Genomic DNA, 21124 nt, shown 5'->3' with positions numbered 1-21124 from the left:
CGATAAATAACAAGAGAGTGCCAATGGCAGTCAAAGTATTAGTTGTTGATGATTCAAGCTTTTTTCGCCGTAGAGTGAGCGAAATATTAGAGCAAGACAGCAATATTCAGGTAATAGGGTTTGCAGTAAATGGGCGCGAAGCGGTTGATAAGGCCCGAGAACTAAAGCCTGATGTAATTACCATGGATGTGGAAATGCCTGTACTTGATGGCATAAGTGCCGTTAAAGAAATTATGGCAGCCACACCCACGCCTATTTTAATGTTTTCATCGCTTACTCGTGATGGTGCAACAGCCACTCTTGATGCATTAGATGCCGGTGCGCTTGATTTCTTACCAAAGAAATTTGAAGACATTGCACGTAATAATGAAGATGCAATTGCATTATTACAAAATAAAGTAAAAGAGATTGGCCGTCGTAGAATCTCTCGATTTACCCGCCCAGCACCTGTTGTAAGACCGTCAACTTCTACCAGTTCACGCAGCAGCGGTATTGTACAGCCAGATCGCAGTTTTAGTCGTTCAACACCGACTGCGGGCTCTTCATCGCCATCTGCAGCAAGTAACATTCGGGCTTCTGGTAAACAATATCAGTTGGTCGCAATTGGTACGTCAACGGGTGGCCCTGTGGCATTGCAAACTATTTTGACGCAATTACCTGCTAATTTTCCGCATCCTATTTTACTTATCCAACATATGCCTGCGGCGTTTACTCCGGCATTTGCAGCACGGCTAAACGGCTTGTGTAAAATTAACGTAAAAGAAGCACAGCAAGGCGATAAACTGGTTGCTGGCACAGCTTATTTAGCTCCGGGCGGTCAGCAAATGCTGGTAGAAGGACGTGGCAGCTCACGTACGCTACGCGTGTTTGAAGACGGTAGTCCTCGTATTACTTATAAACCAAGTGTAGATGTTACTTTTGCCAGTGCAGCCAAAGCGTACGGGGCAGATGTATTAGCTGTCGTGTTAACGGGAATGGGGGCTGATGGCCGAGATGGTGCCCGCATGCTCAAGCAAGCAGGTGCGACAATTTGGGCTCAAGACGAAAAAACGAGTGTCGTATATGGTATGCCTCAAGCTGTTGCTAATGCAGGCCTTGCCAGTGAAAGTCTTGCATTAAATGATGTTGCGGCTCGTTTAACGCGAGAGACTGGCTGTGGATAAGCTTTCCTTTCTTGGTTTAATCGTTGCTGTCAGCGCAATTGCCTTTGGTTATGCGCTAGAAGGAGGAGTGGTAACAGCCTTATTCAACGGGCCTGCGCTAGTTATCGTACTTGGCGGTACCTTAGGTGCGGTGATGCTCCAAACCCCAGGCAGTGTTTTTGCAAAAACACTTAAAATTAGTCATTGGGTTTTTTTTCCTCCATATCATGATATCGACGCCGCCATTGAGCAAGTAAAACGCTGGTCACATAAAGCGAGGCAAGAGGGCTATTTATCATTAGAGTCTGAAGCACTTGCTCATTCAGACCCCTACGCGGCAAAAGGGTTGAACTTATTAGTCGACGGTATTGATGAGAATAGACTTAGAGATACGCTAGAAATCGACTTAATGCTTGAACGTGAGCGCTTGCTTGAAGTTAGCAGAGTGTATGAAGCGATGGGGGGTTACAGCCCGACAATCGGTATTTTAGGTGCCGTATTAGGCCTAATACAAGCAATGCAATTTATTACTGATCCTGAAAAACTAGGTGCTGGTGTAGCAACCGCCTTTATCGCTACCATTTATGGTGTTGGCTTAGCAAATCTGTTGTTTTTACCTATGGCGAACAAGCTGAAGCAGCAAATTGAACAAAAAATGCTTTATCATGAGTTACTTGCTGAAGGTATTATTGCAATCTCTCAAGGCGAAAGCCCACTAAATATTGAACTTAAACTTGAGGCGTACCGTGTTGATCGCCCAAGTTTAGTTGACGAGTAATATCATGTTGCGCCGTCGCTTGCGTCAAAACACTCAAAAAAGTCAGCATACTGAACGTTGGTTGGTTTCATACGCAGATTATATGACTATTATGTTTGCGTTTTTTGTGGTGATGTACGCGATCGCAATTAGTAAAAATGAAGATTTCCAAATCCTCTCAGATTCTCTTGAACAAGTTTTTGAAAAATCAGCCCGTCAGCAGCAGCAAGTTGGAACAGGTGTCAACGGCACGGGTATTTTGACTGACCGAGTCAGTCCCGAAAATGATATTTTATACGGAGAAAGCATCCGTAAAGATGAACAAGGCCCAGAGCTACTTGATGGGCAAAGTGAGACCAGTAATATTGATAAGAAGCACCTAGGTAAACCACTCGATAGCCTTCTTACCAAGTTACAGTCTGCACTGATAGATGAAATTCGCGATGGTGAGGCAAGTCTTGAGTTACATCAAGATTGGCTAATTATAGAATTGAGTTCGGGTATGCTGTTCTCTTCTGGAAGTGCGGTGGCTCAGCAACGAGCCAAGCAAGTTGTAAGCTTAGTCAAAGATATAATTGCCCCTGTAGATAACTATATTCGTGTACGTGGTTATACCGATAACGAAGGTATTCGCAATGAAATGTTTCGTTCTAACTGGGAATTGTCGGTTGCACGTGCCACTTCTGTGCTAGTTGAACTTGAAAACTTAGGTATCAACCCTGCACGTATGGCGATTGAAGGCTACGGACAATATTCACCGTTTGCGAGTAACGATACAGAACAAGGCCGAGCTGAAAACCGTAAAGTGGTGGTTGCGCTTTCTAAATATGGTTTACCACCAGAACCGACAACCCCTAGTGATGAAGACACTGAAAAGCCGCAGCAACAAGCTCCTGAAATTGAGTTGCCAAGCAATGATAACACCATTAAAGTGATTCAATTACCTCATGGTGGCATTCGAATAACCACGCGCAATGAACAATAATAAGGTGTGATGTGAAAGTTTGGACAGTAGCAAATCAAAAAGGTGGCGTAGGGAAAACAACAACAGCTGTCAGCCTTGCGGGTATTCTTGCATTACAAGGTAAGCGTGTTTTACTTATTGATACCGATCCACATGCATCTTTAACTTATTATTTTGGTATTGATTCTGAAGAGCTTGAGGTTAGCGTGTATGATATTTTTGCACGCGGCAACAGCATGGCAAGTGAAGAAATTTTGCAAGCGTTATGCCCTTCAACATTAGAAAACCTTGATATTTTACCTGCCACTATGGCAATTGCGACACTTGATAGAAGCATGGGTAATAAGAATGGTATGGGCTTAATTCTTAAGAAAGCGCTGGCAAAAATTAGTGACCATTATGACTATGCAATTATTGACTGCCCACCAGTACTAGGGGTGTTGATGGTTAACGCCTTGGCAGCCAGTGAGCGTATTTTGGTGCCAGTACAGACTGAGTTTTTGGCTCTTAAAGGCCTTGACCGAATGATGCGGACGATGGAATTAATGCAAACATCGCAGTCAAAGCAGTATCAATATACTATTATTCCTACAATGTACGACAAACGGACTAAAGCATCACTTGAAGCGTATAAAACTCTGCAGGATAATTACAAAGACAAAGTATGGTCGGGTGTTGTCCCAGTCGATACAAAATTTAGAGATGCTAGTTTAGCACAACAAGTGCCGATTCAATTTTGCCCTCGTTCTCGAGGTGTATTTGCCTATCGCGCCTTGCTTGATTATTTAGTTGCACAAGGTTAATGATGAGTAAGCATTTATTTGCTAATGAAAAAGTGATGACCCAATATTTGGGTGCTTTGCTGTGTGAAGATGAACCTAGCGAGCAGAATCTTGAACCCGTAGCTAAATTACTCGAGCAGGTTAATGAGCCTGAACAAAAGCAAGAAGAAAAGATTACCTCCACAGTAATTGCTGCTGAACCGCCTTTACCGAGTGTTGAGTCAACTAAAGAGCTTGAGAAAACCGAGAACCAAGCTAATATCAAAGATATAGTTGCAGAATCTAATGCAGATATTATTGCTAAGACATCGTCTGAGCGCCAAGAAGATTACTTTGATGGCGAGTTTCAGGCACTGTTTTTTGAAGTTGCAGGTTTAACCTTAGCAGTACCACTAAAAGCATTAGGGGGAATTCATCAACTGACAGAGGTTAACCAATTGTTTGGTAAACCAAAATGGTTTAAAGGCGTAATGCTTAACCGAGATGAAAAGCTCAATGTTGTTGATACTGCACGTTGGGTTATGCCAGAAAAATATGATGAAAGATTAGAACAAGCATTAAATTATCAGTATTTAATCACTTTAGGTGATAGTCAATGGGGATTATTGGCAGAAAAGCTCGTAAATAATATTACGCTTCAAAAAGAAGATGTAAAATGGCGAGCAAAATCAGGTAAGCGGCCATGGTTAGCCGGTGTTATCAAAGAGAAAATGTGCGCCTTGATTGACGTTGAAAATTTATATCAATTGCTAGAGCAGGGCTTAGACAGCCGTGAGCAGTAACTATTTTTACGGAGTAATAGCATGAGTGAAGAAAGACTACTGTCAGCTAATAAAAATGCTGATAGCAACGATGAAGTGTTACAGTGGGTAACCTTTAAGCTTGAAGAAGAAACGTACGGCATTAACGTAATGCAAGTACAAGAGGTGCTTCGCTATACCGAGATTGCTCCTGTTCCAGGCGCACCTTCGTATGTGTTGGGTATTATTAACCTTCGCGGTAATGTTGTAACAGTGATCGACACCCGTGCACGTTTTGGTTTGATGGGCGCAGAAGTTACCGACAACTCACGTATTGTCATCATCGAAGCTGAAAAACAAGTTATTGGTATTTTAGTTGATAGTGTCGCTGAAGTGGTTTACTTACGCAGCTCAGAAATTGACAGTGCGCCAAATATTGGCACAGAAGAAAGTGCTAAGTTTATTCAAGGTGTATCAAACCGTGATGGTGAGTTATTGATCTTGGTAGACCTTAACAAGCTTTTAAATGACGATGAGTGGGACGAGCTGAGCGCACTATAAACGCTTGGAAACTATATGCTGTTATACTCTTTGTTTGGTGCCTCAATCTTACTAGTTTTAGTGTGTTTGGGGCTTATTTTTGTCAATAACAATAAACAAGCTGCCGCAATTCAGGCTAAGCAAAAACAGCTGCAAGATGCTCAACAACAATTGAGTATATTACGCAGTGAAGTTGCAGAAATGCGTGCGGGAATGCTCAGTATTGGCAAACGTGTTGTAGCTGTTGAAGAAAAAAGTAGAGAACTTGAGCAACTACAAGACGCACAAAAATATGATGACCCGAATGCGAAAATCTATTCGCGAGCGGTTAAAATGGTTGAGCTAGGTGCTGATTTAGAAGAAATAATTCGTGAATGCGAGTTACCCAGAGCCGAAGCTGAACTTCTTATGTCTCTTCATAAACAAAAAGGCGCCCAATGAGGCGCTTTTTTATTGGAACACTTCTAAGCCCTAAGCTTGAATGTTGAGCTTACCCTGAAAATCTTGCCAACCCGGTGGAAATTTACCACGCAATACATACGAAAATGCAATTAATTCAGCAATGACATAGTAAAGCTCTTTTGGTATTTCTTCACCTAACTCAAGGTGCGATAAGGTTTGTGCTAAGTCAGCGTCTTGATGTATTAAAATGCCTTTTTGTTCGGCAAGTTTAACAATTTCGTCAGCAAGTTCACCAAAGCCTTTACTGGTTACTCGTGGCGAACTGCCCGCTTCGTAAAGTAGGCCAATAGCAGATTTATGTTGATATTGTTCGCTCATAAAATTTAGACCTTGATGTTAATAATCGCATGTGACTTGTAAAAGGCTTGATGACTTGGCGTACCTTGTTGCAAATTAAGCTCACCAACATTTAGACCATGGCTTGCTAGCTTATGACGCAGCGTTTCTAAATGCGGATGTGCAAGAGCCGTGACCTCTTGTGAAGAGGCTAATAATTGGCAATCTACCGCTGTGTCCATAACCTCTGCGGTAACTTGTAATTTACCAAGCTGCGCATAGTCAAAGTTTAGCCTAACAAACCATACATTTTTACTTTCAAGCTTGTTTTTGCTCGGCTTTTTATATTGGCCTAAGCTGATTTCTGTTTGCCCTGCCTCTGCTGGGAGTTTCATCGGTAAGAAAAATTGTGCAAGCGGGTTACTATCTTGCTGTTGGTTTATCGGCGTCGTTTGTACTTGCGTGAGAGTATTCTTTACTTGGCTTAACTCACCCGCTAAGGCTTGCAAATTGGGTTGTTGTAATTGCTCCAGTAACTTACTGCCATTAACGGCTTTAAAATTGGGTACTAGCACTTGCAATAAAGCATCAAGACCTGTTTGGTTGTTAAAGTTTAAATTAGTGGGGGCCTGATTAATAATAGGTGCAGCCAAAGCGGTTACTGCTAGTTGCTCTAGACCTTGATTAAAACTTGCTTGTTGGTTTTGTGGTGTTAAAGATGCTGGTCTAAGTATACTTAGTAGTTCACGCTCGATCGTTGCTGGGTGTATGTTTTGACTTGAAATCATGCGGTTAAATGCTTGATTAACTAACCTATTTAGATCAACAGAAGAAGACGTACTTTGCTCACTAAGAGCGACTAACTTTTCACTCAACTGCACAGGTAGTGGCGTGCTTGTGGGCTTTTGACTCTGTGGCATTGGCACTAACTTGGCTATTAGTGCAGCTTCAATAGGCCTAATAGCGAGTAGGGGTTGGCGTAAATTAGGCTCTTTTGCTGCTAAAAAAGGAGCGAGAGAAGAAACCTGATTTGTTATTGATGCAGGCAGTTCCGCTTTAACTTTTAAATGATTTGTCGTTTGCTCTGTAATTACGCCCTTTATTCTCGCTAAGGATTGCAACTGATCACCACTCACAGTTTGTTTAATCGCCTTAGTTGCAAGCGCTGGATTGTCTTTCGATACTGCGTTATCAATATTAGTGGCGATGTTTGAAGCTTGAGCGGGTATAGAGTTCGCCTTATTTATAGCATTTGCCGCTGAAGTTGTAGGAGGCTTTTCGGCTATTTGAGCGCTACTAATGAGTGCTGCTTTGTCATTGATTGCGGGCGTATTTATTAATGGTTCAAGACTTACTTTAAGTTGCTGAAACAATTGAATTAGCGGCGCCGACTTATTAAAGCTGACAGGCAACATAGGTTGTTCGCCAGCAGACTTTGTGGCGGGCAACTGCACATTGTTATTGATGGTAGGCAAAAGTGGGCCCGGCTGTTGTTTTAAAGGCGAGTTAGGGTGCATTAACCTCGACCAATTTGGGTCTAAAGACGCGAGCTTAATTATATTGATTTGTTTAGCATTATACCCTAGCTGGCTTACACTGTTGCTTATGCCCGGCGTTTGACTAACAGATAAGTTAGCTGTTGATTTTGTTGTTGCTGGTAAACGCTCAAAGTAACGCACTGCATCACTAATACGGGTTTTCAAATCGGCAAAACTGTCTTTTAACCAAGAGCGTATTGGTGAATCATTACTACTTGATGGAGCCAAAGGCGTTGTCTTACTGTCAAGTGGTTGGCTTTTAAGAGCATGTGTAAATGTATCTGAGAGTGAGTTTTTTAATAACAAATGTTGTATAGGCGCTTTGTTGACAAGTTCAATGGTCTCTTTTACGCGCTGTGATAGCAGTTTTAGCGTATGAGGATTAAATTGCCAATGCGCTTGAATTTGTTTTGCTTGTTTTGGGGGGATTGCTGCAAGTGGCAGCGTTAACTCGCTATTTTGTTTGGTTGCTAAACTCAATTGTAGCTGTTGGCCGGTGAGTTTTAAGTCTATTTCTGGGACTAGTTTAGCGACTAAATCAGCGACTTTTTGTTGGCTAACACTTTGTTGATGCAGTGAATCCCCAAAGCGATTAATGATGTTTAAGTTAAAACTATTTTGCTGATTTGTAGCTGGCAACAAGATTGCTTTGAGTGGCGCTTCAGTTTTTAACAGTGTTGCCAAGGTGTTGTTAAGGGCAAACTCTGTTTTTAGTGATGGCAGTTGCAATATTGGCTGATTGCTGGCAATAGTTGCCGGGTAGGGCATGTTTGTATTTGCATTCCCCTGTGTGAACAAGTTAAGAAGTGCTTGCATTTGCTGACTTTTACCCAGTGTAATTGTGATAGGCAGAGGTGTAATAGTGAGCCCTTTGCCATCATTACTTAATTGGATGTTTGCCGATAAGAATCGTTCAGTTTTGGGATTTTCTTGCTCAGTAGATAAACGCAATGTTTGCCATGCATTGTTGATTAATACATCCATCTGCACACTGTGTTTGCTAATCACGATATTACGGGCAGTTAGACTCTGATCAGCGAGCATTTTTAGTGCCTCGCTTGATGAATGTTGTGAAGCACTGCTAATACTTTTAGGGTCAATATTAAGCTGGGTGCTGAGAGTCAACTGGCTTTGTTTATTCATTATTTTAGATCAAATATAAGTTAATCGTTTTAAAGCAATATTCGTATTACCCTATCATTATGGTAGACTAACGCCTAATTTTGGGTATAGAGAATCGTCATCTTGTTACACATTAAGGCCGTCACCTGCATCAAGCAAGATCGTTGTTTGTTTGCGGATCTTAATTTCAGCTTAAAATCTGGGCAAATTATGCAGTTAGCTGGTCCAAATGGGGCTGGTAAAACATCATTATTGCGTATTATCGCAGGTTTCGCTATGCCTGATGAAGGTGAGGTATTATGGCAACAACGTTCTATCGCAAAATACTATGATGAATTTGCTGATGAGTTATTATTTATCGGTCATAAGACAGGTGTAAATAGTCAACTTACGGCACTTGAGAACCTTGCTTTTTGGCTGAAAATAAACGGCTATGATAGCAAGCAAGACTTATATCCGGTCTTAGCTAAGATAGGTCTAGTGGGTCTTGAAGACGTACCTGTGCGCATGTTATCAGCAGGACAACAGCGTCGTGTTGCATTGGTTCGTCTTTGGTTAAATAACGCCAAACTGTGGATATTAGATGAGCCTTTTACTGCGCTTGATAAAAGTGGGGTGGCGTTTTTGCAAGAGCGATTTGTTGAGCATCTTAATGCGGGTGGAGCTATTTTATTAACCACCCACCAAGATTTAACGGCACATTTTAGTGACCTTAAAACAGTGACTTTGGAGTATCGCCACTGATGGTAAAGCAGCACTCGTATTGGCAACTATTCTCTGCGGTTTTTTCTAAAGATCTTAAATTAGCGTTTCGTCAGCGTGCTGAAATCGTTAACCCTATCTTGTTTTTTCTTATTGTAATTACACTTTTTCCGTTAGCAATTGGCCCTGAGCCCGGTCTACTTGCTCGTATGGCGCCAGGCATTATTTGGGTCGCAGCATTACTCTCGACCATGTTAGGTTTAGATAAGTTATTTCGTGATGATTATCACGACGGAACATTAGAGCAGTTAATCGCTTCGGCATACCCATTACCACTGACCGTTCTTGCTAAAGTTGCGGCTCATTGGGTGATTACGGGGCTGCCTCTTGTGCTTATGACTCCGGTATTTGCTTTATTATTGAATTTAGAAAGTTCAGCGCTGTTAGCAACCGTTCTGACGTTATTGTTAGGGACGCCATTGCTGAGTTTCATTGGCGCCATTGGTGCTGGACTGACTGTGGGATTACAAAAAGGTGGCATTTTAATGAGTTTACTTGTTTTGCCTTTGTATATCCCTGTACTAATTTTTGCAACCTCGGCTATCGATACCAGCTCTATGGAGCTTGCCTATAGCGGACAGCTTGCAATTCTTGGTGCCATGCTAATCGTAGCGATTATAGCGGCGCCAATTGCCATATCGTCAGCATTGAAAGTGAGTGTAAGTTAATATGTGGAAGTGGTTACATCCCTACGCAAAAGCAGATCGTGCTTACCAATTGTGTAACACCTTACTGCCTTATTTCGCCGTCGTTACGGTGGTCTGTATGATTGTTGGATGGGTCTGGGGGCTTGCTTATGCCCCAGCCGATTACCAACAAAAAGACAGCTACCGAATTATTTTTATCCATGTGCCTTCAGCTATTTTATCTATGGGCGCTTACTCTTCTATGGCGATTGCTGCAGTGATCGCACTAGTATGGCAATTACGTAATGCAGAACTCGCAGTGATTGCAATTGCACCTGTTGGGGCATGTGTGACAGCGATAGCATTAATTACCGGTGCTGCATGGGGTAAACCTATGTGGGGCGCTTGGTGGGTGTGGGATGCACGCCTAACCTCTGAGCTCATTCTGTTATTTTTATACCTTGGTGTGTTATCGCTTTATCATGCTTTTGAAGATAAAAAAGCGGCGGGTCGGGCAGCCTGTATTTTAGCGATTGTCGGGGTGATCAATTTACCGATTATTCACTTCTCGGTTGAGTGGTGGAATACCTTGCATCAAGGTGCAACCATTACAAAGTTTGATACTAAAGCCATTGATCCAAGCATGTTTTGGCCACTGATGGTGAATATTGTGGCATTCGCAGCGTTCGTCGGTACGGTGACGTTAATACGTCTTAAGAACGAAATTTTACAACGTGAAAAGCACCGCCCTTGGGTGCGTGATATGCTTGAGCGAGGTTAATCATGCAGTTTGATTCTTTTGCAGATTTTATTGCCATGGGTGGCTATGGCTTTTATGTTTGGCTGTCGTTTGGCAGCTGTGCATTAATTTTACTTGGTATTTTATTTAGTTCGTTAAACGACACAAAACGTATTTTCTCTTCAGTAAAGCAGCAAGCACAACGTGAAGAGCGCATTAAGAAAGCGAAGCAAGAGGCAGGGCAATGAATCCAAGACGTAAAAAGCGTTTATTAGCGGTTGTAGCCATTATTTTTGGTGTGGGTGCAACGATTGGTTTAGTGCTGTATGCACTGCAAGAAAACATTAATTTATTCTATACACCAAGTGAATTGGTTGATGGAAAAGGGCCTAATAAAGAAAAACCGCATATTGGGCAAAAACTACGTATCGGCGGCATGGTTGTGCCAGGCTCAGTTGTCCGTGACGAATCAAGCTTAAAGGTAAGCTTTAAGTTAATCGATACGGGCCCTATGGTGACAATTAATTATCAAGGAATTTTGCCGGACTTATTCCGTGAAGGCCAAGGGATTGTGGCGCAGGGCGTGTTAGTGAAAGCGAATGAAATTGATGCCTTTGAGGTACTTGCAAAGCATGATGAAGAATACATGCCAGCAGAAGTCGCAGAAGCTGTGAAGGGTATCAAACACGAAAAACCGACCTATAACTTAGATAACGGCAATTAATATGATCCCAGAACTCGGTTATTTTTCTTTAACACTGGCCATGGTGCTCAGTGTTCTACTGTGTATTTTTCCTTTGTGGGGGGCGCATACCGGCAATTTAAGGTTAATGCGTGCAGCCCCATCACTGGCAATTGGTCAGTTCGTATTCGTACTATTATCTTTTGCAGCACTTATTTATGCCAGTTTAACCGACGACTTTACCGTTTCGTATGTTGCTTATCACTCAAGTAGCACCTTACCTTGGTACTACAAAATAACCTCAACATGGGGTGGCCATGAAGGAGCAATTTTACTTTGGTTAGTGATGCAAGCAGGTTGGACAGCGGTTGTTGCTATGCGCTCACAATCATTACCTTGGGTATTACGTGCTCGTGTACTGGGCGTGCTAGGCTTTTTAGGTGTTGGCTTTATGCTGTACACCTTATTAATGTCGAGCCCATTTGAGCGCTTATTACCGTATTTCCCTGTTGAAGGTCGCGATTTAAACCCATTACTGCAAGACCCAGGTATGATCATTCACCCGCCATTGCTCTATATGGGCTATGTTGGGTTATCTGTGTCGTTCTCATTCGCCATTGCGGCGTTACTTACAGGCAAACTTGATAATACTTGGGCAAAGTGGTCTCGTCCTTGGACAATGACTGCATGGGGCTTTTTAACACTCGGTATTACCATTGGTAGTTGGTGGGCATACTCAGAACTCGGCTGGGGTGGCTGGTGGTTCTGGGATCCCGTTGAAAACGCATCACTAATGCCTTGGCTTGTGGCAACCGCGTTGTTGCACTCATTATCAACCACAGAAAAACGTGGTGTATTTAAGTCTTGGACCGTATTACTAGCTATAGCAGCATTCTCGTTAAGCTTACTGGGTACCTTTATTGTTCGTTCGGGCATTATTGTATCTGTGCATGCTTTTGCGTCAGACCCTAATCGCGGCATGTTTATTTTAGCTTTCTTGGCCATTGTTGTTGGCGGTGGTTTATCGCTATATGCACTGCGTGTATCACAGGTGAAAAGTGAAGGCCGTTATAAGTTTGCTTCGCGTGAAGTTGCGCTTTGGCTAAATAATATTTTCTTAGTTGTGGCAACGCTGATTGTATTGTTGGGTACATTATTGCCAATGATCCACAAAGAACTTGGCTTAGGCAGTATCTCGATAGGTGAACCATTCTTCAATAAGATGTTTGCTATTTTACTCGTGCCATTTGCTATCTTAATGGGGATAGGTCCGCTGTTACGCTGGAAGCAAAACAAGTGGTCAATGCTACAGAACAAGCTGTTATTATCGGCTGTGGTCAGTGTGGTTGTTACCGGTGCATGGTTATATTCTAGCTACGACGTAATTGCGCCAATTACCTTTATTGCAACCGCATTAGCAGTATGGATTTTTGTTACTACACTGATAGATTTAGCTGCAAAAGTAACTATTCATAAAACCATAGGTGAAGGCTTTAAGCGATTAGGTCTAAGCTATTGGGCAATGGTTTTAGGTCACATTGGTTTAGCGTTTGTAATTGCAGGTGTCACGTTAACCTCTGCTTACTCGGTTGAGCGTGATGTATCAATGAAACCGGGTGACACAGTGGCTTTAAATGAATACCAGTATCGCTTTGACGGTGTTAAGTCTATTCGCGGGGCTAACTACAGTGGCCATGCTGGGGTTGTCACCGTGATGAAAAACGATAAACAAGTGACGGTTTTACATGCTGAAAAACGCCGTTATGACATTGGCATGCAATTTATGACAGAAGCAGCTGTTGATGCAGGCTTCACCCGTGACTTGTATCTAGCGCTAGGTGAGCAATTAAGCCAAGGTGCGTGGTCGTTACGTATTTACCATAAACCGTATGTTCGTTGGATGTGGCTCGGTGGCATCTTGATTTCACTGGCAGGCTTTTTAGTGCTTGGTGATAAACGCTATCGCCAGAAATCGACTAAGCAGGAGGCTTCAGCATGAACCGCAAATTGTTAGCGCTAGCGCCATTATTGGTTTTCGTTTTGTTGTGTGTGTTTTTATATCAAGGCTTGTTTGCAAACCCGCGTGAGCTGCAAACAGGGCGTATTGGTCAGACTATGCCAACATTTAACCTACCTGATTTGATGGATGAGTCAAAGCGTTGGACAGATGCCGATCTGAAAGGCGAAGTATACCTGCTGAATGTGTGGGGCACATGGTGCCCGACCTGTTTAGCTGAGTTAGGTTATTTAACAGAGCTTAGAGAGCAGGGCGTTAAGATTATTGGCTTATATTACGAGCAAGGTTATGACCCTGACTTTGATGGCCAGTTTGATATTAATGCGTTACGTGAAGATGTAACCAGCATGCTAAATCGCGCTGGCGACCCTTATCAGTTCAATATTTTGGATTTAAAGCGTACATTAGCCCTTGATTTAGGGGTATCTGGTGCGCCTGAAACATTTTTAGTTGATAAGCAGGGCACAATTTTGCTTCATCACACCGGTGATATTAATCCACGTGTTTGGCGTGCTAAATTTGCACCGTTAATGCAGGAATTACAGCAATGAGATTCGTTATTCTTCTAGCAAGCTTGCTGATCGCCTTTAGTGCAATTGCAGAGCAAGACAAGTACCAGTTCGATGATAAAGAGCAAGCTACGCGTTTTAGTGAATTAACTAAAGAGTTACGCTGCCCTAAATGTCAAAATCAGAATATTGCCGACTCAGACGCCGTTGTTGCCAAAGACTTGCGCGATAAAGTATTAGCCTTAGTAAAAGAAGGCAAAACAAAAGACGAAGTGATTGACTATATGATTGACCGCTACGGTTACTTCGTTCATTACGATCCGCCTGTCACTCCAGCAACACTTGTGCTTTGGGTTTTACCAGTGCTCATTGTGGTGCTTGGCTTTGGCTTTATTGTATTGCGTCAGCGTAAAGCATCAGTAAAGCAAACATGGACTGAGCAAGACGAGAAATTACTTGCAAAACTAATTGAACAAAATCAACGTCAGGAGCAAAGCTAAATGGCATTAATGTGGGCTTCTTTTGTTTTACTCACACTGATTGCATTGCTGTTTGTTGTCGTGCCGTTTTTTAAACGCGAACGTATTCAACGCCTTGATCACAATGCAAACTCGGAATTGATCCGAATTTATTACCAACGTTTAGATGAGCTTAAAGACGATCTTGAAAATCAACGTATCGATGCACAAATGCATGACGAGGCAGTTGTTGAGCAAAAGCGTCGTTTACTTAATGAGTTATCACCAGAAAAAGCCTTAAACAGCAAAGGTAACAATCGTATATTTGCTTTAACAGGAGCAGGCTTTTTAATCGTTTTAACAGCTATTTTCTATGCCTACACTGGCAGTCAGCAGCAAATAAAAGGCTGGCATGATGCAATGGCAAATCTAAAGTCATACGGTGAGCGAGCTGTGATGCAAAATGGTGAGCCGTTGACTGCAAATGAACTTCAAGCATTTGCATTAGCGCTGCGTACTAAACTTGATCAAAGTGGTGATGACGAAGTAGCTTGGATGCTACTTGGACGTGTTGCGATGTCGTTAAATGAATTTGATATGGCAAAGCAGTCATTTGATAAAGTATTGAAAATGAATCCGGATAACAAGCAAGTGCTGATCAGCTACTCGCAAGTTCTGCTGATGGAAGGCAATGACGCGAACATGTCTCAGGCTGCGACTATGCTTTCAAAAGTGTTAAAAGCAGAGCCAACCAATATTGATGCAATCTCATTGTTGGCCCTAATTGCCTACGAGCGTAAAGATTGGCTGCAAGCTAAAACCGCGTTTGAAGTACTGCTAGCGAGCATGGAGCAAAATGACCCTCGTTATAGCATGATTGCAGAGCGTATTGCTGAAATTGATGCCCATTTAAATAATGAGCAAGTCACAAATACAGAAGTAGTTGATGCTTCAAACAGTGAAATTAGCATCACAGTTGATTTGGACCCAGCACTTGCTGACTCACAGCCACAAAACGGCACGTTATTTGTTTTTGCAAAAGCAGCCAGTGGTCCGCAAATGCCATTAGCTGTGGTAAAAATGACAGAATATAGCTTTCCACTAACAGTGACGTTAAGTGATGCTAACGCAATGGTTGATGGCCTGAATTTATCGAGTGTTGAGCAAATTATTTTAACCGCGCGTTTATCGAAAGATGCAACTGTGGTAACTTCTAGCGGCGAGTTGGAAGGCAAGTCGGATGTCTTGGAGCGTACTAACGTTAAAGAATATTCGTTGCTAATTAATGAGTTAATACCTTAAGGATAGCCAATGTTTAGGCATAGTATATTTTTAATTTTTTTTGCTGTACTTGCAGGATGCGCACAAGTACCCGAAGAAAAAGCGGATGAGCGAGATCCATTGCAGTCATTCAATCGTCCTATGTATGACTTTAATATGGATGTGCTTGATGCTTATATTCTGCGCCCTGCTGCGGTGGGCTATGTTACAGTGACACCTATGCCTGTTAGGCGCAGTATTGTTAACTTTACTGATAATATTACTGCACCAACTGATATGGTTAACGCTGGTTTGCAGGGCAAACCAGGGAATATGGGGATCAGCCTTGCGCGTTTCTTAGTGAACTCGACGGTTGGCTTATTTGGCTTTTTCGATGTGGCCTCTTCATTAGGGCTAGAGATCGTTGATGAAGATTTTGGCCAAACGCTAGGTGTGTGGGGAGTAGGAGATGGTGCCTACTTGATGATACCTGGCATGGGGCCAAGTACAGTACGAAATTTAACGGGTGATGTAGTTGATAACATAGTATTACCTGAAATAGCGTTAACAACACCTCAAACCATTTTAGTGTTTGCACTGAAAGCGGTTGAAGCGCGTGCTTCTTTGATACCTCAAGAAAGTCTATTAAATGAGTCACTTGACCCGTACATATTTGTTAAAGATATCTATTTCCAGCGTCAATTATATGAGCTTCATGATGGCAATCCACCAATGGAAAAAGAGCCAGACGATTTTGATGAAGACTTCTTAGAAAACCTTTAATAGCGTTGACCACAACGAAAAAATGCCAGCTATATTGCTGGCATTTTTGTATTCACATTTCGAACATTAGTCGCCGAATACAGACATTTGTTCATTCGACCAGTTCAATGCATCGTGATATGCATCGGGCACCTCTTCGGGTTTGAGGCCGAGTTGTTGTTGGATCTCTTTGGCACTTTCCCAGTCAGCTTGCTCGTAAAACTTCACAAGGCGTAAATACGTTGCTAATAAACCTTCGTCATGAAGAAGGGCACCTTTAATTTCATTTGTTAGCGGTAATTTGCCCATTACGCTTGGCATATCTTCATCTAAGATTGCATCCATAAGCGACATCATACCGGTCAAAAATGCCATTCCAGTATCGCGTAATTGCCCATGACTGATAGCTAACAGCTCAGCAAAGCGAGCTCGCGTGAGTGATAAGCGGATGAGTTCAGCAGGCTTATCTGCAGCCACTTGTGCGGCGAATAACAGCGATAAGAAACGTTTAATTTCTTCGCTACCTAAAACGATAAGTGCCTGTTTGATGGTGCTGATTTCAGCACGACGTTTAAATGCTGCAGAGTTTGAATAACGCAGTAACTTGTAAGATAAGTTAACATCTCTTTCAAATACATCGGTGATTTTTTTAAGATTTAAGTCAATACTCGATGTTTCATACAAAAGCTCAGCTAATGCCATCTCAGACGGTGGTAAAGTTTTGCTTTGCACCATCTCAGGTTTCGAAAAGAAGAAGCCTTGAAAGTAGCTAAAACCCATATCGATGGCCAGTTGGTACTTCTCATGGGTCTCAACTTTTTCTGCCAACAACTTAATGTGTGGGTGAGGCTTTATAGCTTCAATCACCGTCTGCAGAGATTCAGGTGTACAGGTTAGAAAATCGATTTTTATAAGATCAATATACGGGTAAAAATGACGCCAAACTGGTTGGTGAATATAATCATCAAGTGCTAGCGTATAGCCTCTTTCTTTCAAATCTTTGACAAGAGCCAGTAATCGTTTACCTGGTTGAATAGTTTCAAGAATTTCAACTACAACATTGTCTTTACCTAATAATAACGGGTAACCCTTTTGTAATGTTTCTAACGTAAAGTTTATATAAGCAGGTTTGTTGTCTGTTAAGTCTTCCAAACCAAAGTTAAATTGGCTGCCTTCAATGAGCCGTGACGTTGCTTCATCGCCATCAATATCTGGAAACACATTATCTACTCCATCCCTAAAGAGGAGTTCGTAGCCGACTAGTTTCTTTTCCTTATCTAAAATCGGTTGGCGCGCAGCGTAAAAATACATAGTCCAAGCTTGTCCACATCAGTTATTTCATTATCCCCTCGCAATATATGCCATTGTATCTAAAATAGCATTAATAAAATGACAAGATATGGGGATAAATTATGATTTTATCTTAACGTTAAGACTAGGATAAATCGTAATGAAATTCTATAAGTTATGATTAAATATCACAATTTTGTTAGCGTATCGTTGTAAATGTAAACTTAGTTGGTTATCGGCACCATTGGAGTTATAGTGTCGAAGCGTGGTATAGTCATGAGTGATATCGGTTTTTACCCCAATAATGTCTTATAATTAAATAACTTGCGAGTCATTATTCGGATTAAAAGCCAACATTAACTAATTTTTGGAGGCTAATTTGGAAACAGGAATGATAATTTCGTTAGCATTATACTTCATCGTAATGTTGGGAATAGGGCTATATGCCTATAAGCAATCAACAGATGATGTGTCAGGTTATATGCTAGGTGGACGTAACTTATCTCCAAGTGTTGCGGCGCTTTCAGCGGGTGCATCAGACATGAGTGGTTGGTTATTAATGGGCTTACCAGGTGCAATGTACTTATTTGGCCTAAGCAAGGTTTGGATTGCAATCGGTTTAGTGCTTGGTGCATGGGCTAACTACTTTTTAGTGGCACCTCGGTTACGTGTTTACACCGAAAAAGCAAATGATTCGATAACTATCCCTGATTACTTTGCAAACCGTTTTGAAGATAATAAAAATATCTTACGTGTTATTTCTGCAGTCGTTATCATTGTATTCTTTACTCTATATACCTCATCAGGAGTTGTCGCGGGCGGCAAGCTGTTCGAAAACTCATTTAATATGAGTTATGAAATGGGCTTGTACATTACTACGGGTGTTGTTGTGCTTTACACCTTATTTGGTGGCTTTTTAGCAGTGAGCTTAACTGACTTCGTGCAAGGCTGTATCATGTTTATCTCGCTGTTAGCGGTGCCTATTGCAACCTACACTATGCTTGATCAACCATTTATGGATACGCTTGCAAATGCACGCTATGACTTATTATTAAGTTCTCCTAAAGAAACAGAAATACATGCACTTAACATGATGGACTGGTTCGCTGGTGGTTCAACAATTGCCATTATTTCTGCAATGGCATGGGGCTTAGGCTATTTTGGTCAGCCACATATTATTGTTCGTTTCATGTCAGTTCGCTCTGTTAAAGATATGCCAACGATGCGTCGTGTAGGTATGTCGTGGATGACGCTTTCAGCTATTGGTGCCGTATTTACAGGCTTATTTGGCGCAGCGTACATGCTTGAAAATCAAATGCCAATCGATGATAAAGAAACGATTTTCTTGGTGTTATCTGAGCTTATTTTCCATCCACTTATTGCGGGTTTCTTATTGGCTGCTATTTTAGCGGCGATCATGAGTACTATCTCGTCGCAACTATTAGTATGTTCAAGTTCACTAACAGAAGATTTCTATAAGATTTACTTAAATCGTAGCGCTTCACAAAAAGAGCTAGTGTTAGTGGGTCGTATCAGCGTTATTTTGGTTGCTTTATTTGCTATTTATCTTGCGTATGACCGTGACAGCTCAATCCTTGATTTAGTAAGTAATGCATGGGCTGGTTTTGGTGCTGCATTTGGTCCGCTTGTGCTAATTAGTTTGTACTGGAAGCGCATGAACTTACAAGGAGCAATCAGTGGCATGGTTGTTGGTGCAGCAACAGTGTTGTTTTGGATTTACGCGCCAATCACTATTGACGGCCAAGCTCTAAGTGCAATCATCTATGAGATTGTCCCTGGCTTTATTTTATCAACGATAGCGATTGTTGTTGTAAGCCTTATGACAGCCGAGCCTAAAAAGGAAATTACAGACTTATTTGATGAAGTTGAATCATCACTGTAATTTTTGATTAAACACAAAAAAGGGCAACAGATGTTGCCCTTTTTTAATTTTAAAGCGAATGGTTAGCTTGCAGCTTTCTCTTTTATATCTGCAACGTTATCGTCTGACTTTGCTTTTTTAGGCTTCGCAGGTGCTTCTTTTGCACCTTTGAGTACAGCCATAAATTGGTCTTTTTCTTTTGCCATTTCAAGCGCCAGTGACTCAATTTGTTGCTCGCTTAATGGTACATCAACTTTTTCAAGCATTAGTTCCAATGACTCAGCAATGTCGAGCATTTTGTCATACGCATCAGCTTCTTTTTTAGTAGTAAACGTCATGCGCTCGACTCCGTTTCTTTCTACAACATATTTAACAACAACAGCCATGATCTCTCCTGCATTTAAGCGTGGCATTTGTAGCGTAAAATCGCCATCTTGATTACTGTTTTTATATACAGTAATGTGTTGTGACATTATTTGCAAGTAGCAACTTACATTTTTCTTTCTATCATTTGACAAAGAAAGCGAAATTAGCTTAATTTAAATTGTTACCTAAAATCTATCCAAGCATCGGAAAACTGCTAGGCCTATAATTTTAAGAACACAAGCGATGGAGCGAGTGTTTGGTAACAAAGGAAATTAGTTGTCCAAGTAAGGACATCATGGAGGAAAATATGAAATTATTATCAAGTCTATTGTTAGCTTCAAGCCTTGCGCTTTTGCCCGCCACAGCTGCACTTGCAGCGAAACCTGTTGATGTTGCAGATGTTAAGCTACAAAAAGTAAGTTTGAATAAAGCCACGTTAGAGCAGCTTACTCAATTACCAGGTATTGGTGAAGCAAAGGCCAAAGCAATTATTGAATATCGTAAGAGCCAAGGTAACTTTAAAACTGTCGAACAGCTAAAAGAGGTTAAGGGGATTGGTGAGAAACTCTACCAAAAATTAAAGGGACAAATTACGCTTTAGAAAGCCACTCTGTCAAACAGGGCCTAACAGCCCTGTTTGTATTCTTTAATAGCGGTTTGCAGATGTGGCAATGCAAATATATTTTCGAGTGGTGTGGTTAGAAGCGGATAGCTTACCCCCGCTAACAGTAACCAGGGCAGAAGCATCCATCCTTCAAAATACGCGAGCCCTAAAAATAGTGGTGCCAAAAAAGCAAGTTTACAGACAGATAAAGTGATTTTGTGCATAGGGCTCAAATGGCTAAGTGCAAGGGCAATGATTTGCTGGCGCTGCCTCACTTTAAAGGCCTTTAATTCAGGTATTTGACTGGTAAAAAAATATATCATTACAGTGACTTTTTGCATACAAGGCGGCTAATTATAACCACTAAAAATACGACAGAGAACGCAGCGAAGATCACTTCCATCCAAGCTGGCATACTCAGTGATGCAAACTGCCAATCTATATTGCCGCAATCACCTGTAGCAGCAAAGAAACTTGGGATCCACTCATGAAGAGGCATAAAGCTCGGAAAGTTTGGTTCAAAAGCACAGCTGAATGCAAAAGGATCAGTGTTGTTTTGCATTGCAATGTGTTCTTTGGCGATAAAATAACCCCAAATTGCTGATATACCCCAACTGACAAATGCTACTACTCTACATACCATCGCCTGCGGGTTAATCGCACCTATAACACCTGCAGCAAGTAAGCCTAATACTGCTGTACGTTGATAAATACACATGATGCATGGCTCAAGACCCATATTGTATTGAAAAAACAATGCGGTGATTTCAAATGCTAAGGATATCACGGCTAATAATAGCCAAGGTGTTCTTTTAGTTGCTAATTCTGCTAACCAATTCATGTA

Annotated in this window: 25 protein-coding genes; 19 read left to right on the top strand and 6 right to left on the bottom strand. The window is 41.7% G+C overall.

What is annotated here, in order from left to right; all coding sequences use genetic code 11:
* The first annotated feature begins 23 nt into the window (after positions 1 to 23).
* The 7 genes from L1267_RS03045 to L1267_RS03015 are packed head-to-tail and all read left to right on the top strand — an operon-like array spanning position 24 to position 5366.
* The gene (locus L1267_RS03045) at positions 24 to 1163 is read left to right on the top strand and encodes a protein-glutamate methylesterase/protein-glutamine glutaminase (RefSeq protein WP_235382069.1); all 1140 of its coding nucleotides are present in this window, start codon (positions 24 to 26) and stop codon (positions 1161 to 1163) included.
* The gene (locus L1267_RS03040) at positions 1156 to 1920 is read left to right on the top strand and encodes a flagellar motor protein (RefSeq protein ID WP_135923876.1); all 765 of its coding nucleotides are present in this window, start codon (positions 1156 to 1158) and stop codon (positions 1918 to 1920) included. The genes L1267_RS03045 and L1267_RS03040 overlap by 8 nt, the downstream gene beginning before the upstream one ends.
* A 4-nt stretch (positions 1921 to 1924) precedes the next feature.
* Positions 1925 to 2884, top strand: a complete 960-nt coding sequence (locus L1267_RS03035; protein WP_135923877.1) for a flagellar motor protein MotB — start codon at positions 1925 to 1927, stop codon at positions 2882 to 2884.
* 11 nt (positions 2885 to 2895) lie between these two features.
* Entirely contained in the window at positions 2896 to 3666 is a 771-nt protein-coding gene (locus tag L1267_RS03030) for a ParA family protein (protein WP_135923878.1), read from the top strand.
* Between the two features lie 2 nt (positions 3667 to 3668).
* Positions 3669 to 4427 carry a chemotaxis protein CheW gene (locus tag L1267_RS03025; protein ID WP_199527888.1) on the top strand — a complete coding sequence of 253 codons (759 nt, stop codon included), beginning with the start codon at positions 3669 to 3671 and terminating at the stop codon, positions 4425 to 4427.
* A 21-nt stretch (positions 4428 to 4448) separates the two neighbouring features.
* On the top strand, positions 4449 to 4946 hold the full coding sequence (locus L1267_RS03020) for a chemotaxis protein CheW (RefSeq protein ID WP_054553251.1): 498 nt from the start codon (positions 4449 to 4451) through the stop codon (positions 4944 to 4946).
* Positions 4947 to 4961: 15 nt separating this feature from the next.
* Positions 4962 to 5366: a DUF2802 domain-containing protein gene (locus L1267_RS03015; RefSeq protein WP_135923880.1), complete on the top strand. Its 405-nt coding sequence runs from the start codon at positions 4962 to 4964 to the stop codon at positions 5364 to 5366.
* A 30-nt stretch (positions 5367 to 5396) separates the two neighbouring features.
* On the opposite strand, the gene L1267_RS03010 is transcribed toward L1267_RS03015, so the two are convergent.
* The gene (locus tag L1267_RS03010; RefSeq protein WP_135923886.1) at positions 5397 to 5705 is read right to left on the bottom strand and encodes an EscU/YscU/HrcU family type III secretion system export apparatus switch protein; all 309 of its coding nucleotides are present in this window, start codon (positions 5703 to 5705) and stop codon (positions 5397 to 5399) included.
* A 5-nt stretch (positions 5706 to 5710) separates the two neighbouring features.
* A complete protein-coding gene (gene fliK / locus L1267_RS03005; RefSeq protein WP_235382068.1) occupies positions 5711 to 8344 on the bottom strand; it encodes a flagellar hook-length control protein FliK in 2634 nt (877 codons plus the stop codon).
* A gap of 102 nt (positions 8345 to 8446) precedes the next feature.
* On the opposite strand from fliK, the gene ccmA reads away from it, so the two are divergent.
* Genes ccmA through L1267_RS02955 form a run of 10 tightly spaced genes read left to right on the top strand, consistent with a single transcriptional unit; the run spans position 8447 to position 16159 of the window.
* Entirely contained in the window at positions 8447 to 9067 is a 621-nt protein-coding gene (gene ccmA, locus L1267_RS03000) for a cytochrome c biogenesis heme-transporting ATPase CcmA (protein ID WP_135923887.1), read from the top strand.
* Entirely contained in the window at positions 9067 to 9753 is a 687-nt protein-coding gene (gene ccmB / locus L1267_RS02995) for a heme exporter protein CcmB (protein WP_135923888.1), read from the top strand. The genes ccmA and ccmB overlap by 1 nt, the downstream gene beginning before the upstream one ends.
* Position 9754: 1 nt before the next feature.
* Entirely contained in the window at positions 9755 to 10492 is a 738-nt protein-coding gene (locus L1267_RS02990; protein WP_135923889.1) for a heme ABC transporter permease, read from the top strand.
* 2 nt (positions 10493 to 10494) lie between these two features.
* The gene (ccmD, locus tag L1267_RS02985; RefSeq protein ID WP_054553244.1) at positions 10495 to 10698 is read left to right on the top strand and encodes a heme exporter protein CcmD; all 204 of its coding nucleotides are present in this window, start codon (positions 10495 to 10497) and stop codon (positions 10696 to 10698) included.
* On the top strand, positions 10695 to 11174 hold the full coding sequence (gene ccmE, locus L1267_RS02980) for a cytochrome c maturation protein CcmE (protein ID WP_135923890.1): 480 nt from the start codon (positions 10695 to 10697) through the stop codon (positions 11172 to 11174). The genes ccmD and ccmE overlap by 4 nt, the downstream gene beginning before the upstream one ends.
* A 1-nt stretch (position 11175) precedes the next feature.
* Complete coding sequence (locus tag L1267_RS02975; RefSeq protein WP_235382067.1) at positions 11176 to 13131, top strand: heme lyase CcmF/NrfE family subunit; 1956 nt, start codon at positions 11176 to 11178, stop codon at positions 13129 to 13131.
* The gene (locus L1267_RS02970) at positions 13128 to 13700 is read left to right on the top strand and encodes a DsbE family thiol:disulfide interchange protein (RefSeq protein ID WP_135923892.1); all 573 of its coding nucleotides are present in this window, start codon (positions 13128 to 13130) and stop codon (positions 13698 to 13700) included. Before L1267_RS02975 ends, L1267_RS02970 begins: the two co-directional genes overlap by 4 nt.
* Entirely contained in the window at positions 13697 to 14158 is a 462-nt protein-coding gene (locus L1267_RS02965; RefSeq protein WP_135923893.1) for a cytochrome c-type biogenesis protein, read from the top strand. The genes L1267_RS02970 and L1267_RS02965 overlap by 4 nt, the downstream gene beginning before the upstream one ends.
* On the top strand, positions 14159 to 15418 hold the full coding sequence (ccmI, locus tag L1267_RS02960; RefSeq protein ID WP_235382066.1) for a c-type cytochrome biogenesis protein CcmI: 1260 nt from the start codon (positions 14159 to 14161) through the stop codon (positions 15416 to 15418).
* A 9-nt stretch (positions 15419 to 15427) separates the two neighbouring features.
* Positions 15428 to 16159, top strand: coding sequence for an MlaA family lipoprotein (locus tag L1267_RS02955; protein WP_135923895.1), 732 nt, complete (start codon positions 15428 to 15430; stop codon positions 16157 to 16159).
* Between the two features lie 66 nt (positions 16160 to 16225).
* On the opposite strand, the gene L1267_RS02950 is transcribed toward L1267_RS02955, so the two are convergent.
* Positions 16226 to 17449: an EAL and HDOD domain-containing protein gene (locus L1267_RS02950; protein ID WP_135923896.1), complete on the bottom strand. Its 1224-nt coding sequence runs from the start codon at positions 17447 to 17449 to the stop codon at positions 16226 to 16228.
* 370 nt (positions 17450 to 17819) lie between these two features.
* On the opposite strand from L1267_RS02950, the gene putP reads away from it, so the two are divergent.
* Positions 17820 to 19331 carry a sodium/proline symporter PutP gene (gene putP / locus L1267_RS02945; RefSeq protein WP_135923897.1) on the top strand — a complete coding sequence of 504 codons (1512 nt, stop codon included), beginning with the start codon at positions 17820 to 17822 and terminating at the stop codon, positions 19329 to 19331.
* 62 nt (positions 19332 to 19393) lie between these two features.
* On the opposite strand, the gene L1267_RS02940 is transcribed toward putP, so the two are convergent.
* Positions 19394 to 19696 (bottom strand): YebG family protein, encoded by a 303-nt coding sequence (locus L1267_RS02940; RefSeq protein WP_135926253.1) that lies wholly within the window; start codon positions 19694 to 19696, stop codon positions 19394 to 19396.
* A gap of 287 nt (positions 19697 to 19983) precedes the next feature.
* On the opposite strand from L1267_RS02940, the gene L1267_RS02935 reads away from it, so the two are divergent.
* On the top strand, positions 19984 to 20277 hold the full coding sequence (locus tag L1267_RS02935; protein ID WP_135923898.1) for a ComEA family DNA-binding protein: 294 nt from the start codon (positions 19984 to 19986) through the stop codon (positions 20275 to 20277).
* Between the two features lie 23 nt (positions 20278 to 20300).
* Here L1267_RS02935 and L1267_RS02930 read toward each other — a convergent pair whose 3' ends face one another.
* Together L1267_RS02930 and dsbB are read right to left on the bottom strand one after the other, a co-directional pair.
* Positions 20301 to 20603, bottom strand: coding sequence for a DUF6170 family protein (locus L1267_RS02930; RefSeq protein WP_235382065.1), 303 nt, complete (start codon positions 20601 to 20603; stop codon positions 20301 to 20303).
* Positions 20603 to 21121 (bottom strand): disulfide bond formation protein DsbB, encoded by a 519-nt coding sequence (gene dsbB, locus L1267_RS02925; RefSeq protein WP_199527882.1) that lies wholly within the window; start codon positions 21119 to 21121, stop codon positions 20603 to 20605. Before dsbB ends, L1267_RS02930 begins: the two co-directional genes overlap by 1 nt.
* Positions 21122 to 21124: the final 3 nt, after the last annotated feature.

Origin of the sequence: Pseudoalteromonas sp. OFAV1, assembly GCF_021532595.1 — a bacterium.
Classification (GTDB): domain Bacteria; phylum Pseudomonadota; class Gammaproteobacteria; order Enterobacterales; family Alteromonadaceae; genus Pseudoalteromonas; species Pseudoalteromonas lipolytica_C.
Note: the sequence above shows the minus strand (reverse complement) of the source record. Positions and strands in the feature narration are given on the sequence as shown.